This window comes from Atopobium fossor DSM 15642 (assembly GCF_000483125.1).
GTDB classification, from domain to species: domain Bacteria; phylum Actinomycetota; class Coriobacteriia; order Coriobacteriales; family Atopobiaceae; genus Atopobium; species Atopobium fossor.
Window position 1 is genome coordinate 986,823 of the sequence record NZ_KI519553.1, and the last position, 16,956, is coordinate 1,003,778.

Annotated in this window: 12 protein-coding genes and 1 tRNA gene; 4 read left to right on the top strand and 9 right to left on the bottom strand. The window is 46.3% G+C overall.

The genetic code is table 11. The annotated features are described in order from the left end of the window. Positions 1-8 precede the first annotated feature (8 nt). Positions 9-2,696 (bottom strand): DNA polymerase I, encoded by a 2,688-nt coding sequence (polA, locus tag G469_RS0107370; protein WP_028264508.1) that lies wholly within the window; start codon positions 2,694-2,696, stop codon positions 9-11. A 291-nt stretch (positions 2,697-2,987) separates the two neighbouring features. On the opposite strand from polA, the gene G469_RS08735 reads away from it, so the two are divergent. After that, positions 2,988-3,248 carry a helix-turn-helix domain-containing protein gene (locus tag G469_RS08735; protein WP_035425449.1) on the top strand — a complete coding sequence of 87 codons (261 nt, stop codon included), beginning with the start codon at positions 2,988-2,990 and terminating at the stop codon, positions 3,246-3,248. Between the two features lie 383 nt (positions 3,249-3,631). Further along, entirely contained in the window at positions 3,632-4,852 is a 1,221-nt protein-coding gene (locus G469_RS0107380; protein ID WP_028264509.1) for a glycosyltransferase family 4 protein, read from the top strand. 124 nt (positions 4,853-4,976) lie between these two features. Here G469_RS0107380 and rplT read toward each other — a convergent pair whose 3' ends face one another. From rplT to infC, 3 genes are read right to left on the bottom strand one after another with little or no spacing between them, the layout of a single operon-like run. Beyond that, positions 4,977-5,342 carry a 50S ribosomal protein L20 gene (gene rplT / locus G469_RS0107385; RefSeq protein WP_028264510.1) on the bottom strand — a complete coding sequence of 122 codons (366 nt, stop codon included), beginning with the start codon at positions 5,340-5,342 and terminating at the stop codon, positions 4,977-4,979. Positions 5,343-5,392: 50 nt separating this feature from the next. Then, entirely contained in the window at positions 5,393-5,587 is a 195-nt protein-coding gene (gene rpmI, locus G469_RS0107390; RefSeq protein WP_002563965.1) for a 50S ribosomal protein L35, read from the bottom strand. Between the two features lies 1 nt (position 5,588). Further along, a complete protein-coding gene (gene infC / locus G469_RS0107395; protein WP_051353854.1) occupies positions 5,589-6,161 on the bottom strand; it encodes a translation initiation factor IF-3 in 573 nt (190 codons plus the stop codon). Positions 6,162-6,509: 348 nt separating this feature from the next. Between infC and G469_RS0107400 the strand changes: the two genes are divergently transcribed. Beyond that, complete coding sequence (locus G469_RS0107400) at positions 6,510-7,394, top strand: DegV family protein (protein ID WP_028264512.1); 885 nt, start codon at positions 6,510-6,512, stop codon at positions 7,392-7,394. An 82-nt stretch (positions 7,395-7,476) separates the two neighbouring features. Continuing rightward, a tRNA-Leu gene (locus G469_RS0107405) sits at positions 7,477-7,563 on the top strand. 115 nt (positions 7,564-7,678) lie between these two features. On the opposite strand, the gene G469_RS0107410 is transcribed toward G469_RS0107405, so the two are convergent. Genes G469_RS0107410 through secD form a run of 5 tightly spaced genes read right to left on the bottom strand, consistent with a single transcriptional unit; the run spans position 7,679 to position 16,858 of the window. Next, complete coding sequence (locus tag G469_RS0107410) at positions 7,679-8,329, bottom strand: MBL fold metallo-hydrolase (protein WP_028264513.1); 651 nt, start codon at positions 8,327-8,329, stop codon at positions 7,679-7,681. A gap of 35 nt (positions 8,330-8,364) precedes the next feature. Then, positions 8,365-10,731, bottom strand: a complete 2,367-nt coding sequence (locus G469_RS0107415; protein ID WP_035425450.1) for a RelA/SpoT family protein — start codon at positions 10,729-10,731, stop codon at positions 8,365-8,367. Positions 10,732-10,746: 15 nt separating this feature from the next. Then, positions 10,747-14,430 (bottom strand): single-stranded-DNA-specific exonuclease RecJ, encoded by a 3,684-nt coding sequence (gene recJ / locus G469_RS0107420; RefSeq protein WP_028264515.1) that lies wholly within the window; start codon positions 14,428-14,430, stop codon positions 10,747-10,749. Continuing rightward, entirely contained in the window at positions 14,431-15,384 is a 954-nt protein-coding gene (gene secF, locus G469_RS0107425) for a protein translocase subunit SecF (protein WP_028264516.1), read from the bottom strand. Then, on the bottom strand, positions 15,377-16,858 hold the full coding sequence (gene secD, locus G469_RS0107430) for a protein translocase subunit SecD (RefSeq protein WP_028264517.1): 1,482 nt from the start codon (positions 16,856-16,858) through the stop codon (positions 15,377-15,379). Before secD ends, secF begins: the two co-directional genes overlap by 8 nt. Positions 16,859-16,956 lie beyond the last annotated feature (98 nt).

Genomic DNA, 16,956 nt, shown 5'->3' on the forward strand with positions numbered 1-16,956 from the left:
TAGATACCCTACTTTGCTTCAGCCCAGTTATTACCATACGAAGGTTCTGCAATTAGAGGAACACTCAGATGACACACGCTTTCCATCTGCTCTTTAACCAGCTTAGATACTATCTCAAGCTCGTTTATGGGAACCTCAAGGTCCAATTCGTCGTGAATCTGCAAGACAAGCTTTGAGCGCAAGCGCTTCTCGACCAACGTATCTTGAACACGCACCATAGCAATTTTAATAATATCTGCTGCGCTACCCTGCATGGGATGATTCATAGCGGTGCGCTCGGCAAACGAACGAAGCTGGAAGTTACGATTGTTAATATCTGCAGTATAACGACGACGGCCATACATAGTACTTACAAAACCCTGCTCATGGGCCAACTTAATTTGCTGCTTAAGATATGCGTCTACACCTGGATATGCTGCAAAGTAACGGTCTATCATCTGCTGAGCCTCTGCACGCGGAATACCCAATGAGGTGGCAAGTCCATATGCCTGTTGACCATACACAATGCCAAAATTAACAGCCTTAGCACGGCTTCGCAATGCCGGTGTTACCTCTTCTACGGGCACCGCAAACACACGTGCCGCCGTAGCTGCATGAAAATCTGCACCACTATTAAAGGCTGCAATCAAATGCTCATCATTGGACAGATGCGCCAACAAGCGCAGTTCAATCTGAGAATAATCACATGCCAAAAACACGCTATCTTCTGGCACCGAGAAAGCCGTACGAACACGATGCCCCAGCTCAGAACGCGTGGGAATGTTTTGTAGATTTGGATCGGAGCTAGAGAGGCGACCCGTTGCCGCCACCGTCTGATTAAAGCTTGTATGAATGCGCCCATCACCACGAATAAGCTCTGGTAAAGCATCTAAGTAGGTGGATTTAATCTTAGTGCGCTCGCGATACTCCAATACCTCAGCTACACGCGTGTCCTCATGTGCAAGCTCGCTAAGCACCTTCGCATTTGTGGAATAGAAACCTTTTTTAGTCTTCTTAAGACCAAAGGTTGGAAGTCTCCACACATCAAACAACACGTGAGATAGTTGCTCGGGCGAATTTACCTTGAACTTTTCTCCAGCTTCTTGTTGAATGTGCTCGACCATGCGGTCAATTTCTACACCCAGCTCCTGTGACTGATTACGAAGAACCGCTGCATCTACGCCCAGACCATGGCGCTCCATTACAGCCAATACCGCCAATAAGGACATCTCTACTGTGGTAAAAAGCTTATCTGAACCTGTCTGCTTAAGTTGCTCGACTAGTACATCTTGCAGCGCATGGACAACCCATGCATCAATTGCCTGCTCAGAGAAGTTTTTGTCTTCCTGAGGCAAGGTGGTTTTAAGGTAATGCTGTGCTAAAGCAGCCGTTGAGAAACTCGGCTTATCTGAATCAAGCAAATATCCCGCAACACCTGTATCAAAAATACGCGCAGGGTCAATTTTGTCATACGTTAAGGTGGCTACTTGTGCAGAATCAGAAGGCATCAAAGCATGAACCAGCTGCTTAACATCAGAGCTTACAATCTTGCCAGCTTCAAACAATTGCTGCAATGTTACTAATGCTTCATCTCCATCAAAGCGTGCAAGTGCATGATTTGTGGCCACCCACAACACTTTGTTATTAGCGTCATCCAAATCCAAGGTGAGTTGACCAGCAGTGCTTCCCTGTTCAAGTGCTACACCAACCCATTGATTGTTACTAATGGCAGAGGCAACTAATGCAGAAGCATCCTTTGTATCCACAGGTTTAGGGAGTTCAAAACAAGCTGCTTGAGGAGCTTTGACCGTACCTCCTGCCAACGCAACAATTCGCTGTAGTACCCCAGTAAAACCTAAATCAGAAAATGCCTGAGAGACTTCTGCTAGAGCCTCCTGAGAGGTAAAAGCGGGAAAGTGCGCATCAGATAACTCCAACTCAATAGGAGCATCTGTACGAATAGTTGCCACCTTACGACTCAGTAATGCATCGTCCTTATGAGCACGTAGATTTTCTCCCATTTTGCCTTTTACCTCATCGGCGTGGGCCAAAACTTCATCTAAGCTGCCATACTGCAAAATAAGTGCAGCTGCTTTTTTAGGACCAATGCCAGGGACGCCAGGAATATTATCCGAGCTATCACCCTTAAGGCCATAAAAGTCAGGAACCAGCTCAGGAGTGATACCGTTATACAAATCACTCACGGTATCTGGTGTCATAATTGACACATCCGTAATGCCCTTGCGCGTAGAAACAATGTGAATCAAATCCGTAGATAGCTGATACATATCACGGTCACCTGTCACTAACAGCATGGTATAGCCTGCTTGTTCGCCACGACGGGCAAGCGTACCTAAAATATCATCGCCTTCCCAACCTTCGCATTCCATTACAGGTACACGCATGGCCTTGAGCAGCTCTTTAACCATGGGAAATTGTGCGCGCAAATCTGGATCCATAGAAGGACGCTGGGCCTTGTATTGTGGAAGCATCTCCATGCGAACCCGAGGACGGCCCTTGTCAAAAGCGCAAATCATTCCATCTGGCGAGAAGCTCTCGTAGAATTTAACAAACATATTAAAAAAACCAAATAAAGCATTGGTTGGACGCCCGTCAGGTGCTTGCATGGGCTGAGAAATAGCATGAAATGCACGATGCATAAGTGAGTTACCGTCAATAACAGCAATGGTTTTCCCGTTAGGGGTGGCTTGTGGCATAGTTTCCTCTTTATAAAGTGAAGTAACATCACTGTGATGTTCTGAACCTACGCTCTTAATTGTACCCATCGCTTGGACATGACTGTAAACCGGATAAGAAGGCAACAAAACACACGTAGTTACATCATGCCACCACAAAATATTTTATTTTTTTATGTGTATGTCACAAAAATGAACTTTTTTGTTACAAATTAGATTTAATCCTTAAAAGTGGGTTATAAAGACCTTATCACAGACCGTGTGATAAGGTTCATAGCCCGATCGCTATGGTATGTAGAGAGGCATTTTGGCATGGCTGATCAAGAAAAAGTAATCATTTCCGACGCATTGCGTTCCATCATTTCCGCTAAGGGAACTACGCAGTCAGAACTAGCTAAGGCACTTGGCGTAAGCCAACCTGCAATTGCTTCTGTTTTGGCTGTTGGTAACCCCCAGACCCGTGTTCTTAACAATATTTTGAACGTACTTGGCTATCGTCTGCTCATCCAACCTAAGGGTGCAGCTCTTCCAGAGAACGCCATTGAAATTACCCCTCGTCCTGACGAGAAGTAATACGTAACACGCAAATACGTACACTACGTACAACAACAAAAAATATAACGCATGAAGAGGAGCTCGACGAGTGGAATGTAACCACATAACGTCGAGCTCCTGCGTTGCAATTGTGAACCCACCTCTCATAAGGTGGGTGCCCTACTTGCCTGTTCCGGCTTCCTCAACAACGAAGGATCCTCGTACTAAGAACAAGAAACAGGCTCCCTGAAAAAACTTGTCGGTTCACCCAGTTAGCTCGCAGAAGCTCGACACCTTTACTATACGGGATAGATAAATTGATACCAGTCTTGACTTAGTCGAAGTTATAGCGTGTACTTAAACTTATCGTGTAAACATGCGTGCACCCGCCCGTGTTCGCTCCATCATAGGAGTAGTACCACGTGAGTTCTTACATTCCGTACATGTGCTTATACCTTGTTGCACTTATCGCAACCGTTGTTACTACCCCACTGGCAAAGCTTATTGCTCGTAAAGTTGGGTCTATCGATAAGCCCAGTAAACGCCGTATTAATAAAACACCCATTCCACGTATGGGCGGCATTGCTGTTTTTATTGGTCTGGTCGCCGCCGCTGCAACACAGTATATGGGGACCACATACTATCTATGGCCTGTAGTGCTTGTTCCCCACCCTGGCATGACTGTTAATTACTACTTCCTTGCAGCATCCATTACCTGCATCTTTTTTGTTGGTGTATTGGATGATATATTTTCGCTCAAGCCACTGGTTAAGCTTACCGGACAAATCATTGCAGCCATTATTGCAGTATGCGGTGGTCTTGTTATTGGCAATATTTACAATCCACTTACCGAGAGTGAAATTGCTCTTAGTTTCTTCACGTATCCCATAACCGTTGTATATTTGGTTGCTTACTGCAATATTATTAATCTGATTGATGGACTTGATGGTCTTGCCTCCGGTATTACCTGTATTGCAAGCCTTACCATGTTTGTGCTTGCAGCCGCAGCAGGACGCTTAGATGCAGCTGCTCTTTCTGTTGCACTGGCTGGAGCAACTCTCGGATTTTTACGCTTTAATTTCAATCCAGCAAGTATCTTTTTGGGAGACTCGGGCTCGTTGCTCCTAGGCTTTACACTAGGTGCCATTTCTTTGCTTAATGTTACCCGTGTAGCTGGTCTTACAACCATGATTATTCCTCTATTGGTAGCTAGCATTCCTATCATAGATACGCTATCCGCCATTGTGCGTCGTAAACGCGCACACGTAAGCATTGGTCAGGCTGATAAAGGCCATATCCATCACAGACTTATTCAAAGTGGCTTTGACCAGCGTCAGGCCGTATTACTCATTTATGCATGGACTGCCATGTTGTGTATTGGCTCTTTTGTCATGACTAAAGTCCCGGTTTGGCCACGCATGATTATCTTTATCATTTTGGTTTTTGCGTCGGGTAGCTTTGCTTCCAAGCTTCATCTCTTTGAGCCTGTACTACTTCATCATTATGATCCGGACACAGATGATGATGTACTCATTACACCCGATAATCCCGCTTTCGAGCAAGAAGCAAAGGCTCAAAAACTTGAAAGTGGATCCTTACAAAAGCACTTTAAGAAACGTAAACACAAACAACCTAAACACTAGAGATTCCACGTTGGGTGCCAAGAAAAACAAAATTAACAACACCTTTAAGAGCAACAAAAAGCCTAGAAGCTCATTTGAACTTCTAGGCTTTATTTGCGTACGTTATGTTACCAACGAACAAAGACTACTGAGCAGCCTCTACTGCCTTCTTGGCAATAACAGCAAGATCTGCAAATGCAGCAGAATCCTCGTAAGCAATCTGAGCAAGAACCTTACGATCAAGCTCTACACCAACAAGTTTAAGACCATGCATGAACACAGAGTAGCTCATGTCGTTGATACGTGCTGCTGCATTAATGCGCTGAATCCAAAGACGACGAATATCACGCTTCTTGTTGCGACGATCACGGTACTGATACTGAAGGGAGTGCTGCATCTGCTCCTTCATACCACGAAGGGTACGAGAGGAGGTGCCGTAATAACCCTTAGTACGCTCTTGGAGGGTGTGACGCTTCTTCTTAGCGTTAACTGCGCGCTTTACACGTGCCATATCTAATCAACTCCTTGTGAGTGAAAATACTCTTAATGACGCTTAAGCGCCTACTTACCCATACGTACCGATACGTTCTTTGCATCGGCTGCGGAAACGACAGCTTCCTGGCGGAAACCACGAATACGCTTCTGAGACTTCTTGGTAAGGATGTGGCTCTTAAATGCCTTAGCGCGCATAATCTTGCCGGTACCAGTCTTACGGAAACGCTTAGCGGTTCCCTTGTGAGTCTTCATCTTTGGCATACTAGTTCTCCTTTGTGTTTGCAGAATCGTCGTCCACCATGGGCTTCTCATCAAAAGCACCCTTAATTGGAGCGACGAGCATGTGCATGTTGCGACCCTCCATCTTGGGTTGAGCTTCTACATTTGCAAAAGGTTTTAGGTCTTCTGCAAGACGCTCAAGAACATTGAGACCCTGTTCAGGATGTGCCATCTCGCGTCCGCGGAACATAATCGTGATTTTGACGCGTGCACCCTTCTTGAGAAAGCGAAGAACGTGACTCTTCTTGGTCTCATAGTCACCCACATCAATCTTGGGGCGGAACTTCATTTCCTTGACCTCAACCTTAGCCTGATTCTTACGTGCGGCCTTGGCCTTACGGTCCTGCTCATACTTGAACTTGCGATAGTCCATCACCTTGCATACAGGTGGCTCTGCATTGGGTGCAATCTCGACCAAGTCAAGACCACGCTCGTCGGCAAGACGCAATGCGTCAGAAACGCCGAACAAACCCAGCTGAGAACCATCTTCGCCAATAAGGCGGCAGGTACGAGCGGTGATTTCCTCGTTTACACGAGGACCCTGGGGTTTGGCTATCTTCCTACACCTTCCTCTCTGTGCGGCAAAGCCGCATAAAAATACCCAGACGACGCAAAAGCATCCATCTGGGACTACGGCTCGTACACATGGTAGCGAGAAGAATATCCGTTTGCCTACCAGACAGCTGCCAAGAGGGCGCCATTCAGGTGGGAATCCAAGTGCATGATTCCGCTTCTCCAACGCGCATACGCGCGAACTTGTTACATATTAGAGATGAGCGCACATAAATGCAAGAAAAACTATCTTTCGCATACTACAAGCGTGGCAAATACATATTCGGTGCATATTTTTAACCCTATTTGCGTTAGAGTAAAAAACATAATTGAATGATATTAAAGGAGCGTCATGTCAAACTTTATAATAAGTTGTTGTTCAACCGCGGACGTCTCTGAGGAGTTTTTGGCTTCTCACTCCATCCCCTACATTAATTTTAATTACATGCTAGATGGTACCTGGTATAAGGATGATTTTGGTAAATCACATACACCCCGCAGCATGTATGCAAAAATGCTTGCAGGAGCCGAAGCAACAACCTCTCAAATTAGTGTTGGTGATTACGTAGACTTTTTACGCCCCTTCCTTGCAGGTGGTAATGATGTTTTGCATATTACCTTGTCCTCTGGCATCTCTGGAACCTATCAATCCGCACTTAATGCAGCCAGCATGTTAAAAGAAGAGTTTCCCAATCAAAAGCTATATATCGTGGATTCTATCTGTGCAAGCGCTGGCTATGGCTTGTTGGTAAGCAAGCTTGCAAACTTACGTGATGAAGGCGTTTCTATTGATGAAGCGCGTACTTGGGCAGAAGCACATAAACGTGAGGTTCAAAGTTGGTTTTTCTCGACAGACTTGCGTTTCTTTGTTAAGGGAGGTCGCATTTCTAAAACCGCAGGTATGGTAGGAGGCATGCTACATATTTGTCCCATAATGCACATTGCTCCTGATGGTTCGCTTGCCGTTAAAGAGAAAGTCCGCACCAAAAAGCGTGCTATTAATCGCGTGGCATCCCTCATGGAAGAAACGTGTCAGAATGGCTTGAACTATGATGGAGAATTGTTTATTAGCCACGCTGATTGCCTAGAGGATGCTCGGGCTGTTGCAAAGCTGCTTGCGCAAACTTTTCCCAAGGCTCAACCAGCTCAAATCTTCAACATTGGTGCCACTATTGGAGTACATACAGGACCTGGTACCGTAGCAACATTTTGGTGGGGCATGCCCCGCGAGGACTAAAGCCGCTTCAAAAATTTTTTGTAACGTTTTGTACCGCTTGATAGCTTTTTCTGCTATAGTTTGTAACGCGCAATGCACTCATGCCTGAGTGGTGGAATTGGCAGACGCGACGGATTCAAAATCCGTTGTCCGCAAGGACGTGTGAGTTCGAGTCTCACCTCAGGCACCATACAAAAGCAAGAGCCCCGCTTGGGGCTCTTTTTATTGCCATCTATCTAACTATCTTTTGTAGGCTATCCTCTACAAACCATATTCTCTATTTTGCAAACCTTACAACTGTTTGATTATTGATAAAAGCGATTAGTTGCAAGTTCTTCGCGCATTGATGTTGCGCCGCCATGACCAGGAAGCACAACGCAATCCAAAGTAAGCTCCTTACGCAATCGAGCAAGCGATTGTATGAGCTGATCAAAATTTCCACCTGGCAAATCAGTACGACCAGCACTGCCTGCAAATAAGGTATCTCCTGTAAAACAGAGACCCTCGGCAGAACCTTGCCCCACCAAACACACGCCACCGGGTGTATGACCAGGGGTTTCTATAATACGAAAGCGCGCAGTACCAACACTTACGATGTTACCTTCAGACAAAAACCCTGTAGGGGTAGGTGGCAAAGATTCTCCAGGCCTATGACCAGCAGCATTGGGAGATTGTGCAAGCTCTAGGTCTTTCTCGTTGATAAGAAAAGCAGTAGAGGGACGCATGAGCTCGGCTACACCACCTACATGATCACCATGTCCATGCGTAGCAACAATTGTTGTAAGGTTTTGATGCTCCAGTTGTGAAGCTAGAGCTTTACCATCAAAACCAGGGTCGATAACCAAGCACGCTTCACCGGATACATACGCATAACAATTGGTAGAAATGGGACCAACTGCAAAACAATGAATAGTATCGTGACCATATGGCACAGTATTACTAAAGCTAATAGACATGGCTTGACCTTACTCTTGCATGGTAGACTTGTGCACTAAAAACGACGCTTAAGCTGCTTGTTTCCTTCTCCTGGCAAAATACGGCGAGCATCATATACTCCCGAAACACGACCTACTGCCGCCAACAATGAGTTAAGAATACTTGCGTCAGAAATTGCAATAAGAAAACGCAAGCGCGCCGCACCACTGCTGCTTGTTTGCGTAGCAGCAGATACAATGTTGGCACCTGCATCACCCAAGGCAATGGTGACATCCTTAAGCAAGCCCATACGATCGGTTGCAGCTACCACAATTTCTACCTGAAACTCAGTTGCCCCCGAAGTATCCCATTCGACATCAATCATACGCTCAGGATGACGCATAAGATCACTTACATTTGGACAGTTGGCACGATGTACCGAAACACCACGTCCACGTGTGATAAAACCAATAATCTGATCGCCTGCTACAGGGTTACAGCATTTTGATAGATGGACAAGAAGATCTGCATCGCCTTTAACTACAACGCCACAATTAGCACGCTTCTTGCGCTGAGCACGCGTCTGAGCCTTGGGAAGCTTAAGGGGCTTATCGCCATCCATAGCCTCTTTCTTGCGTGCCTCTTCCTCTGCTGCCTTAGCGGCTTCAGCCAACTGCTCGGGGCTTCCTTCCATAAGAATGGTTTCCACACGATTGGCTACCGATTTTGCCGTAAGTTTGTTGTTACCAACCGCAGCAAAAAGATCATCTGCTGTATGGAAATCGTACTGAGCAAATACGCGATTAATTGCCTTGGTAGTACGCGTATTAGAAATACCAAATCCACGTTTACGCAGTTCACGTGCTAATTCAGCACGACCTGCCTCCGCATCGTCAGACTTACTGGCAGTGGTAAAGTACTTGCGGATTTTAGCACGAGCAGAAGGTGTACGAACCAGTGAAATCCAGTCACGCGAAGGCTTGGAACTCTTGTTGGTAAGGATTTCTACACGATCACCAATTTCCAGAGAATAGGTAAGCGGTACTACAGAGCCGTTGACTTTAGCACCAACGCAGTGGTTACCAACCTCGGTATGGACCGCATAGGCAAAGTCCAACGGTGTAGCACCAGCGCGCAGACTCATGACCTCTCCCTTAGGAGTAAAGACAAAAATCTCATCCTCATAGAGGTCTACGCGCAAGCTATCCAGATACTCGTGAGCATCATCAATATCTGCCTCGGCAGCCCAGTCAAGACTACGACGGATCCAAGAGATTTGCGAGTCTACGCTCTTGTCGTCACGCGAGAACTCACCCAATGAGTTACCAGATCGCTTGTATAACCAGTGAGCAGCAATACCATATTCTGCCTGTTCATGCATCTCATACGTGCGAATTTGAATCTCAATGGGACGTGCATCGGGACCCACAACCGTAGTATGCAACGAGCTGTAACCATTGGGCTTAGGGGTTGCAATATAGTCCTTAAAACGACCAGGTAAAGGATGCCATAAAGAATGCACGGTACCTAAAATGGAATAACAATTGCTTACAGATTTAGCAATGACACGTAAGGCAATGAGGTCATAAATGTCCGAGAACTGCTTGTCCTTGCGCTTCATCTTTTGATAAATAGACCAAAGATGCTTGGGACGACCGGTAATTTGCAAACCCGTAATGCCGGTCTTAGTAATCTCATCCGAAAGCACTTTGATGGTAGCATTGGTCTCTCGCTCACGCGCTTCATGAGAATTCTGCACCATGCGCGCAATACGACTATATTCATCCGTATACAGATAGAAAAATGCCAAGTCCTCAAGCTCCCACTTAAAAGAGCTAATGCCTAAGCGATCCGCTAAAGGTGCATACACATCCATAGTTTCGCGTGCTTTGAATAAGCGACGGTTTGGAGGCAATGAAGCTAAAGTACGCATGTTATGCAAGCGGTCAGCCAGCTTAATAATCACCACGCGAATATCCTTAGACATAGCCAAAAACATCTTGCGTAAATTGAGTGCTTGCTTCTCATCCATGGAGTCTACCTCGATAGAAGTGAGCTTAGTAACTCCATCTACAAGCTCCGCGACCGTCTCGCCAAACAAAGAAACAAGCTCATTGAGGGTGGCGGTGGTATCTTCCACGGTATCGTGCAGCAACGCAGCACAAAGAACATCCTTATCCATATGAAGGTTATTTGCCAGAATAAAAGCAACTTCAACAGGATGATTAATATAGGGCTCACCACTACGACGACGCTGATTGCCATGGAAACGAGCAGCAAAGTCATACGCATTTTTGACGGTTTGGAGGTCCGCTTCATTTAAGTATTGTCCACAGGTGCGCAGTAGCAAATGGTAATTGTCTGCTTCTGGGACTTCGTCCGTTGCAGGGACAAACAAACCTTCTTCTGTTGTACCTCTACCAGCACTGGTTTCGAGCGTCATCTGCTTGGCCTCCTTTTAGACCTCATACCCAAAATCTGGAGTGATGGGTCTGTTGATACGAGCCAGAAGCTCGTTGGTCGAAGCAGTCAGAACCCAATTCTTAAACTGCTCAAATTCCTCACGCGCGTGCTGCCCCTCTAAATAGCGAGTAGACTTTTCCAACTCTACACGAACAGGTGATAAGTCCATAACGATCTTGCGTGTTGTTCCGTAGCCAGTTGTACTCAAAAGTCCCAATTCCCTAAAAATGGCAATACCACATGAAACCATGCGTTCGTCAAGCTCGGTGTGTGTATCACGCTCACGCGCTGCTTCTGCTAACTCCGAGTTAGATAGCGAGAAACCCTGTGTTTGCGCACCATGAACCTGCGATTTTGCTTGAGCAATAAGCGTGCGATACAACACCACCAAGGCATTGCGGTCCGGAGCTCCTGCTGCAAGTAAACGTTCATTGATACGTGCATCCTTATCTCCAAAGAGAAGGTAAATGTGGGCAGATTTTCCATCGCGTCCAGCGCGACCAGACATTTGATTAAACTCTACCGACCCAAAAGGCATATGGTACAGCACCACATCACGAACGTCTGGCAAGTTGACGCCTTCGCCAAACGCACTGGTGGAAACAATACAGCACAGCTCACCATTTCTAAAGGCGTCTTCTACCCTCTTACGTTCCTTGCGAGTAAGGCCAGCATTGTAGAAAGAAATCTTATGGCCAAGATCAGGTACTGCCTTGCGCAACATTCGTGCCAACATTACGGACTGTTCGCGAGAATTTACATACACAACTATTTTCTCGCCAGAAGCAACGAGGTGAATAAGCGTAGCATCACGATCACGAGAATCACGTTCATCTCGCACCACAAGATTGTCACGCATGGCGCGATCAACCACCACATTTTGTGCATCGATACCGGTAAGCGAGCAAATTTCCTGTGCAATATCATTTTGTGCCGTAGCACTTACTGCTAAGCATGTTGGATTGTTAAGCTCGCCTAGCACGCGTGGAAGCTCTGTATATGCGCTACGGTTACCACTCTTTGCTACACCCGCATGATGTGCTTCGTCCACTACCACAAAGCCCACTCGACCAATAGCTGCAAAACGTTGTGAGTGAATAGCTAGAAACTCTGGTGTAGTAAGAAGTACATCAATAGCTCCAGCATGTGCACCAAGATAGATGTCTTCGCGCTCACCTAGAGGTGTCTCACCCGTAAGAACACGAATACTTAAACCAATTTTTTCAAATGATTCGGTTAAATGATATGCCTGATCTGCTACAAGTGCCCGCAAGGGAAATACAAAGATGCTCACACGCTTATGTACAATGGCTTCACGAGCTGCATGGATATGGAAGATAAGAGATTTTCCTCGTCCGGTTGCCATAACACATAATGTAGATGCACCAGCAGCCAATTGCTGTAACGCCGCTGCTTGAGCAGGCAAAAAATCATGATCGCCAATGGTACGCTGGCGTAATGCTTGTGTAAGTTGCTCATATGTGAGCTGCTCAAGTGAGTTGCGCAGTTGTGCTATGCGCAATTTGGAATCATCCTCTGCTTGTGAGGTAGCTTCATCGTTGGTGGAATGATAGCGCACTACCATGATATTAAGGCCATATCCTTTGTGCTCACTGTGCGTTACTGCAACAACGGTAGCGCCATAACTTGCACCAGCAGCAACCAACGGCACAAGCGCAGCGTTGATTGCCGGACGTAGCTCACCTAATATCTCGCCTTGCTCGGTAGCTAAAACTAGAGTTTTTTGCTCGTTAGGAGCTGTAGGATCAAAAATGATATCGAGGGTTTGGCCAGCAAAAAGTTGCGCAATGGCAGATTGTCTTGCTGGCGTATGCACTTGCATGGCAATCGTTGGGAAGCTTACAGCCTCTGCAATGCCCTCATATTCTCCACGCGCCAAAATTGCATGCGAACGCGAAAAGAGCGTATTGGCAATAGAGGGCTGCTCAAAAACCTCTACTGGAGCTTCACGATATACGATATCACGCACCATGAGTTTGGGCTTTGTTCGACCCTGCCAAGTCTCATTTACTGCCTCAAAAACAAGATCTACCGCACCCTCACAATCAATAGCCTGTTCCACATTGGGTGCTCTAAACATAATTGCAGGCACGCAATGAATGCCATCTGTTGCATTAAAGCGCAAATGCTCGCCCGTACCTCCCACACGACAGCGACCGCGCATACACACGGCTGTACTAGCCAATAGAGGCTTTTTATTACCCTGACCAAAGGGTTGCAAAATTTCAAGCGAGTCTATGGACTGAACATCCAACTCGTTTAAACCAACAAGAGCAGTAACCTCACCCGTAGAAACAAAATCATCCTCAGGAAGCTTGGAGAGTTCTTCTTCCATACGCAGCCTAAAGACATCAATGTTAGCTGCATCCAGCGTAACACCCACGGCACCCGAGTGACCACCAAAGCGCACCAATAAATCGGAACACTTACTTACCGCACTAAACAAATCTACCGAACCAACACTACGGCCACTGCCACGCGCAATACCATCAGATACGGTAAAGAGTAGTGATGGTACGTGATAGCGGTTAACTATACGGCTTGCCACAATACCCTTAACGCCCTCATGCCAGCCTTCACCAGCAATAACAATCACACGGTTGCCGGGTTCATAGGTAGCCTCAACCATAGCCATAGCTTCTTGCGCCAAGCTAGACTCAATCTCACGACGTGTTTGATTAATGTTCTCAAGCTCACCAGCTAATAAAGCCGCCTGCTCAGGATCTTGCGTAAGCAACAATTCAAGCGCTACGTCTGTTTTGCCCATACGACCAGCTGCATTTAAGCGTGGAATAAGCGAGAAGGGCAACGAGTCCGAAGTAACATCATTCAAATCAACGCGACTGACCGCACTGAGCGCCACAATACCAGGACGACTCGTCTTACGTAAACGGCGAATACCATCTTGCACAAGTGAGCGGTTTTCTCCCACTAAAAGCATCATGTCAGAAATAGTGCCTAAGCATGCAATTTCTGTATATTCACGCCAGAGATGTGGCATACCCAACTTGTGGCCAAGTGCGCACACCATCTTGAGCGCAACACCCGCACCTGCCAGCTCACGCGAACAGTTGGAAGACTGCAGTTTAGGATCTACTACAGGCACGCCCTGAGGTACTAAATCTGCAGGCTCATGATGGTCTGTAATAACAACATCAATACCTTGCTCAAGTAGCCAGGCAACTTCTTTAGCAGCAGAAATACCATTATCTACCGTAATGATAAGATCAGGCTTGCCATCCTCCATCACGCGATCTAAGGCTGCAACCGAAAGACCATAACCCTCATCAAAACGATGTGGAATATACGCACGGACATGATTGGCACCCATGCGACGCAAAGCTAAGGTCAGCAGACATGTGGATGTCATGCCATCTACGTCAAAATCACCAAATACGGCAATGGTTTTATCGGCAGCAATAGCTTCTACAACTTTAGCGACACCCTGCTCCATATTGGGAATGATAAAAGGATCAATCCAATCCCGATCTAAATCGGGCTGCAAAAATCGCTGAGCTTGTTCGTTGGCATCAAAACCGCGTGCAGCCATTACTCGCGCAACTAAAGGAGAGACTTTTAGCTGCGATTGAAGACGCTGCTCGGCATCCGCATGAGGGGTAAGAACTTCCCAGCGCTTGCTTTTGTCGAGCCCAGCCATCTACTTTACCTCGGGAGTAGTTACAGCCTGAGCGACACCATATTTTGTTTCCAGCTTTTTCCACTTGGGCTCTTGGCTCTTCCACATACAGAGCAAAGGAGAAGCCACACCAAAGGAGGAATAAGCGCCTAGTACAAGGCCAATAGCCATGGCAAAGGCAAAGTCCTTGAGCGTTGCACCACCAAATGCGAGCATGGCACATACAGGTACCAAAGAAGTAATTGTGGTGTTAATAGTACGAACTAAAACTTCATTAATAGAGAAGTTGGCAATCTGGTTATAGGTGCGGTGAGTACCATCGCCTGCCAGCTTTGCGTTCTCATTTATGCGATGGAACTCAACAACAGTGTCATACAGCGAGTAACCCATAATAGTTAGTAATGCCGCTACAACATTAGGAGTAATGGCTGTTTGTGTCCACGCATAAATACCCACTGTAATAATCAAATCGTGTAGCAAAGAAGCCACAGCACACAGAGCCATCTTGTATTCATAGCGAACGGCAATGTAAGCAATAATGGCTAGGATGGCAATGCCAAAAGCTACTGCAGAAGAATGTGTTACATTAGCACCCCAGTCAGGTCCAATGGTAGTTACCTGATACGAGGTGTCAGGAAGCGATAATAACTGTGCAGCTTGCTGGGCATGCTCAGTTGCGGTATTTGGATTGGTGGTATCAGAACGCACCAGAAAACCAGCAGAACCATCCGTCAACGTAGTTTGAACGGTAGCACTGTCCTCCTGAGCATTACTTAAGGCTTCACGCATGTGCTCAATAGAAATGTTTCCCGTGTTATAAAAATCAATCTCGGTACCACCACTAAACTCAATTCCAAAAACCAAGCCGCGTGCCAATAGGCCAACCAAAGACAACGCAATCAACACAGCGGACAAGCCCAAAAAAATACGACGATGAGTAATGATGGGCAACTCACGAGAAAAATGACTACGCATGAGCGGCACCTCCCTTCGAAGCAACAGCAGGTTGTTTTTTGTGAGCCTCATCTATATCGGATGAGACACCCCAAAAACCAGGATGCTTTGCAATGGGACCGTGTGCTAAAAGACGCAGGGCAGGTGCCTTAAACATAAACATAGTAATAACATCGCAGACAATACCCAGACCAAGCGTAAGGCCAAAGCCTTTTACTGGTCCTACGGCAAAGAAGAACAAGGCTAGTGCAGAAACCATGGTAACCATATCTGCATCCAAAGATGTTCCAATGCCATGTTTAACGCCAGAAAGCGATGCATTGCGAACACTTTTACCCATTCTAATTTCTTCTCTAAAACGCTCCAAAACCAAAATGGATGAATCTGCTGCCATTCCAATGGTAAGAACAATGCCTGCCAAGCCCGGAAGCGATAAAGCAAACGCTCCAAAGTGGGATAACAGTGCCAAAAGACCAAGGTACATCAAGGCAAATGCAGCTAAAGAACCAAGCGTTAAAAGACCCAAGCCCTTATAGAAAATAAACAGGTACAAAATAACAATAGCCATGCCCAGTGCAATAGCAATAAGACCCTGGTGCAGCGAATCTTGTCCAAGTGTAGGACCAACCACACGACTCTCTGAATAATTGAGTGTGACCGGCAAAGAACCAGAATCCAATACCGTCTTAAGTGAACGCGCAGAATCTGCAGTAAAGTTGCCAGAAATGCTAACACTACCATCTGTAATCTCGTTTTGTACAGCAGGAGACGACTTAACCACGCCATCTAAAACAATGGCAATGCGACCATTGGTTGGTGCAAGCTCACGAGTTACCTCTGCAAACTTTTGGGCACCATCACCCGATAAGGTAAGGTTGACTACATAGGAACCCGTTGCAGAGTTGGACTGTTGAGCTACTTGTACGGACGCAATTGAAGATCCATCCATAAAGGCGGTATAGGTTCCCTTTTTAAGAGAAACATCTGCCTTATAGGCACCCAACTGTGCCAGTGCATCCGCATCACCAATACTGTCTAGACGGACAAACTCAAGATAGCCCGTCTTTCCAATGGTCTGAACAGCCTCTTGAGCATCTGTAGCACCGGGAATTTGAATTAAAATGGAGTTATTACCCTGCTGCTGAACCGTAGCTTCAGAAGCACCTAACGAATTAACACGGCTTTGTACAATGGATGTAGCGGTCTGCATGTCTTCCGTGCGAGGTGCAGACCCATCAGACTTACTTGCAGTCATGATGACAGAAACGCCACCCTGGATATCAAGACCCTGTGTAATGCGCTCGTTAAGCGGCATAAAACCAATAACAGATACTACACAGATAATAAGTAATGCAATGAGTGTTATAGCCCATCTACGCAACTCTGTTGATGGTACAGGCTTAGAGGAACTCCTACGATTTTTGGATGCCGAACCAGCGGTATTCCAACGACCTATTCCAGTCTTCGAGGAGTCCTGTGACTTATTTTTAGCCATAAGACAGTCTCTTTCGGGTTGTTAAGATATGCAACGGCAGTACCATCACATATCCAAAGCTATTTTCCAAACATTCATTATAGACGCATGGTCAAACA

Bases quoted from the DNA above. Each gene is read 5' to 3' on its own strand.
- G469_RS0107415 (WP_035425450.1), bottom strand. From the start codon at position 10,731: ATGACGCTCGAAACCAGTGCTGGTAGAGGTACAACAGAAGAAGGTTTG.
- polA (WP_028264508.1), bottom strand. From the start codon at position 2,696: ATGCCACAAGCCACCCCTAACGGGAAAACCATTGCTGTTATTGACGGT.
- recJ (WP_028264515.1), bottom strand. From the start codon at position 14,430: ATGGCTGGGCTCGACAAAAGCAAGCGCTGGGAAGTTCTTACCCCTCAT.
- secF (WP_028264516.1), bottom strand. From the start codon at position 15,384: ATGCGTAGTCATTTTTCTCGTGAGTTGCCCATCATTACTCATCGTCGT.
- G469_RS0107410 (WP_028264513.1), bottom strand. From the start codon at position 8,329: ATGTCTATTAGCTTTAGTAATACTGTGCCATATGGTCACGATACTATT.
- rpmI (WP_002563965.1), bottom strand. From the start codon at position 5,587: ATGCCAAAGATGAAGACTCACAAGGGAACCGCTAAGCGTTTCCGTAAG.
- rplT (WP_028264510.1), bottom strand. From the start codon at position 5,342: ATGGCACGTGTAAAGCGCGCAGTTAACGCTAAGAAGAAGCGTCACACC.
- secD (WP_028264517.1), bottom strand. From the start codon at position 16,858: ATGGCTAAAAATAAGTCACAGGACTCCTCGAAGACTGGAATAGGTCGT.
- G469_RS08735 (WP_035425449.1), top strand. From the start codon at position 2,988: ATGGCTGATCAAGAAAAAGTAATCATTTCCGACGCATTGCGTTCCATC.
- G469_RS0107400 (WP_028264512.1), top strand. From the start codon at position 6,510: ATGTCAAACTTTATAATAAGTTGTTGTTCAACCGCGGACGTCTCTGAG.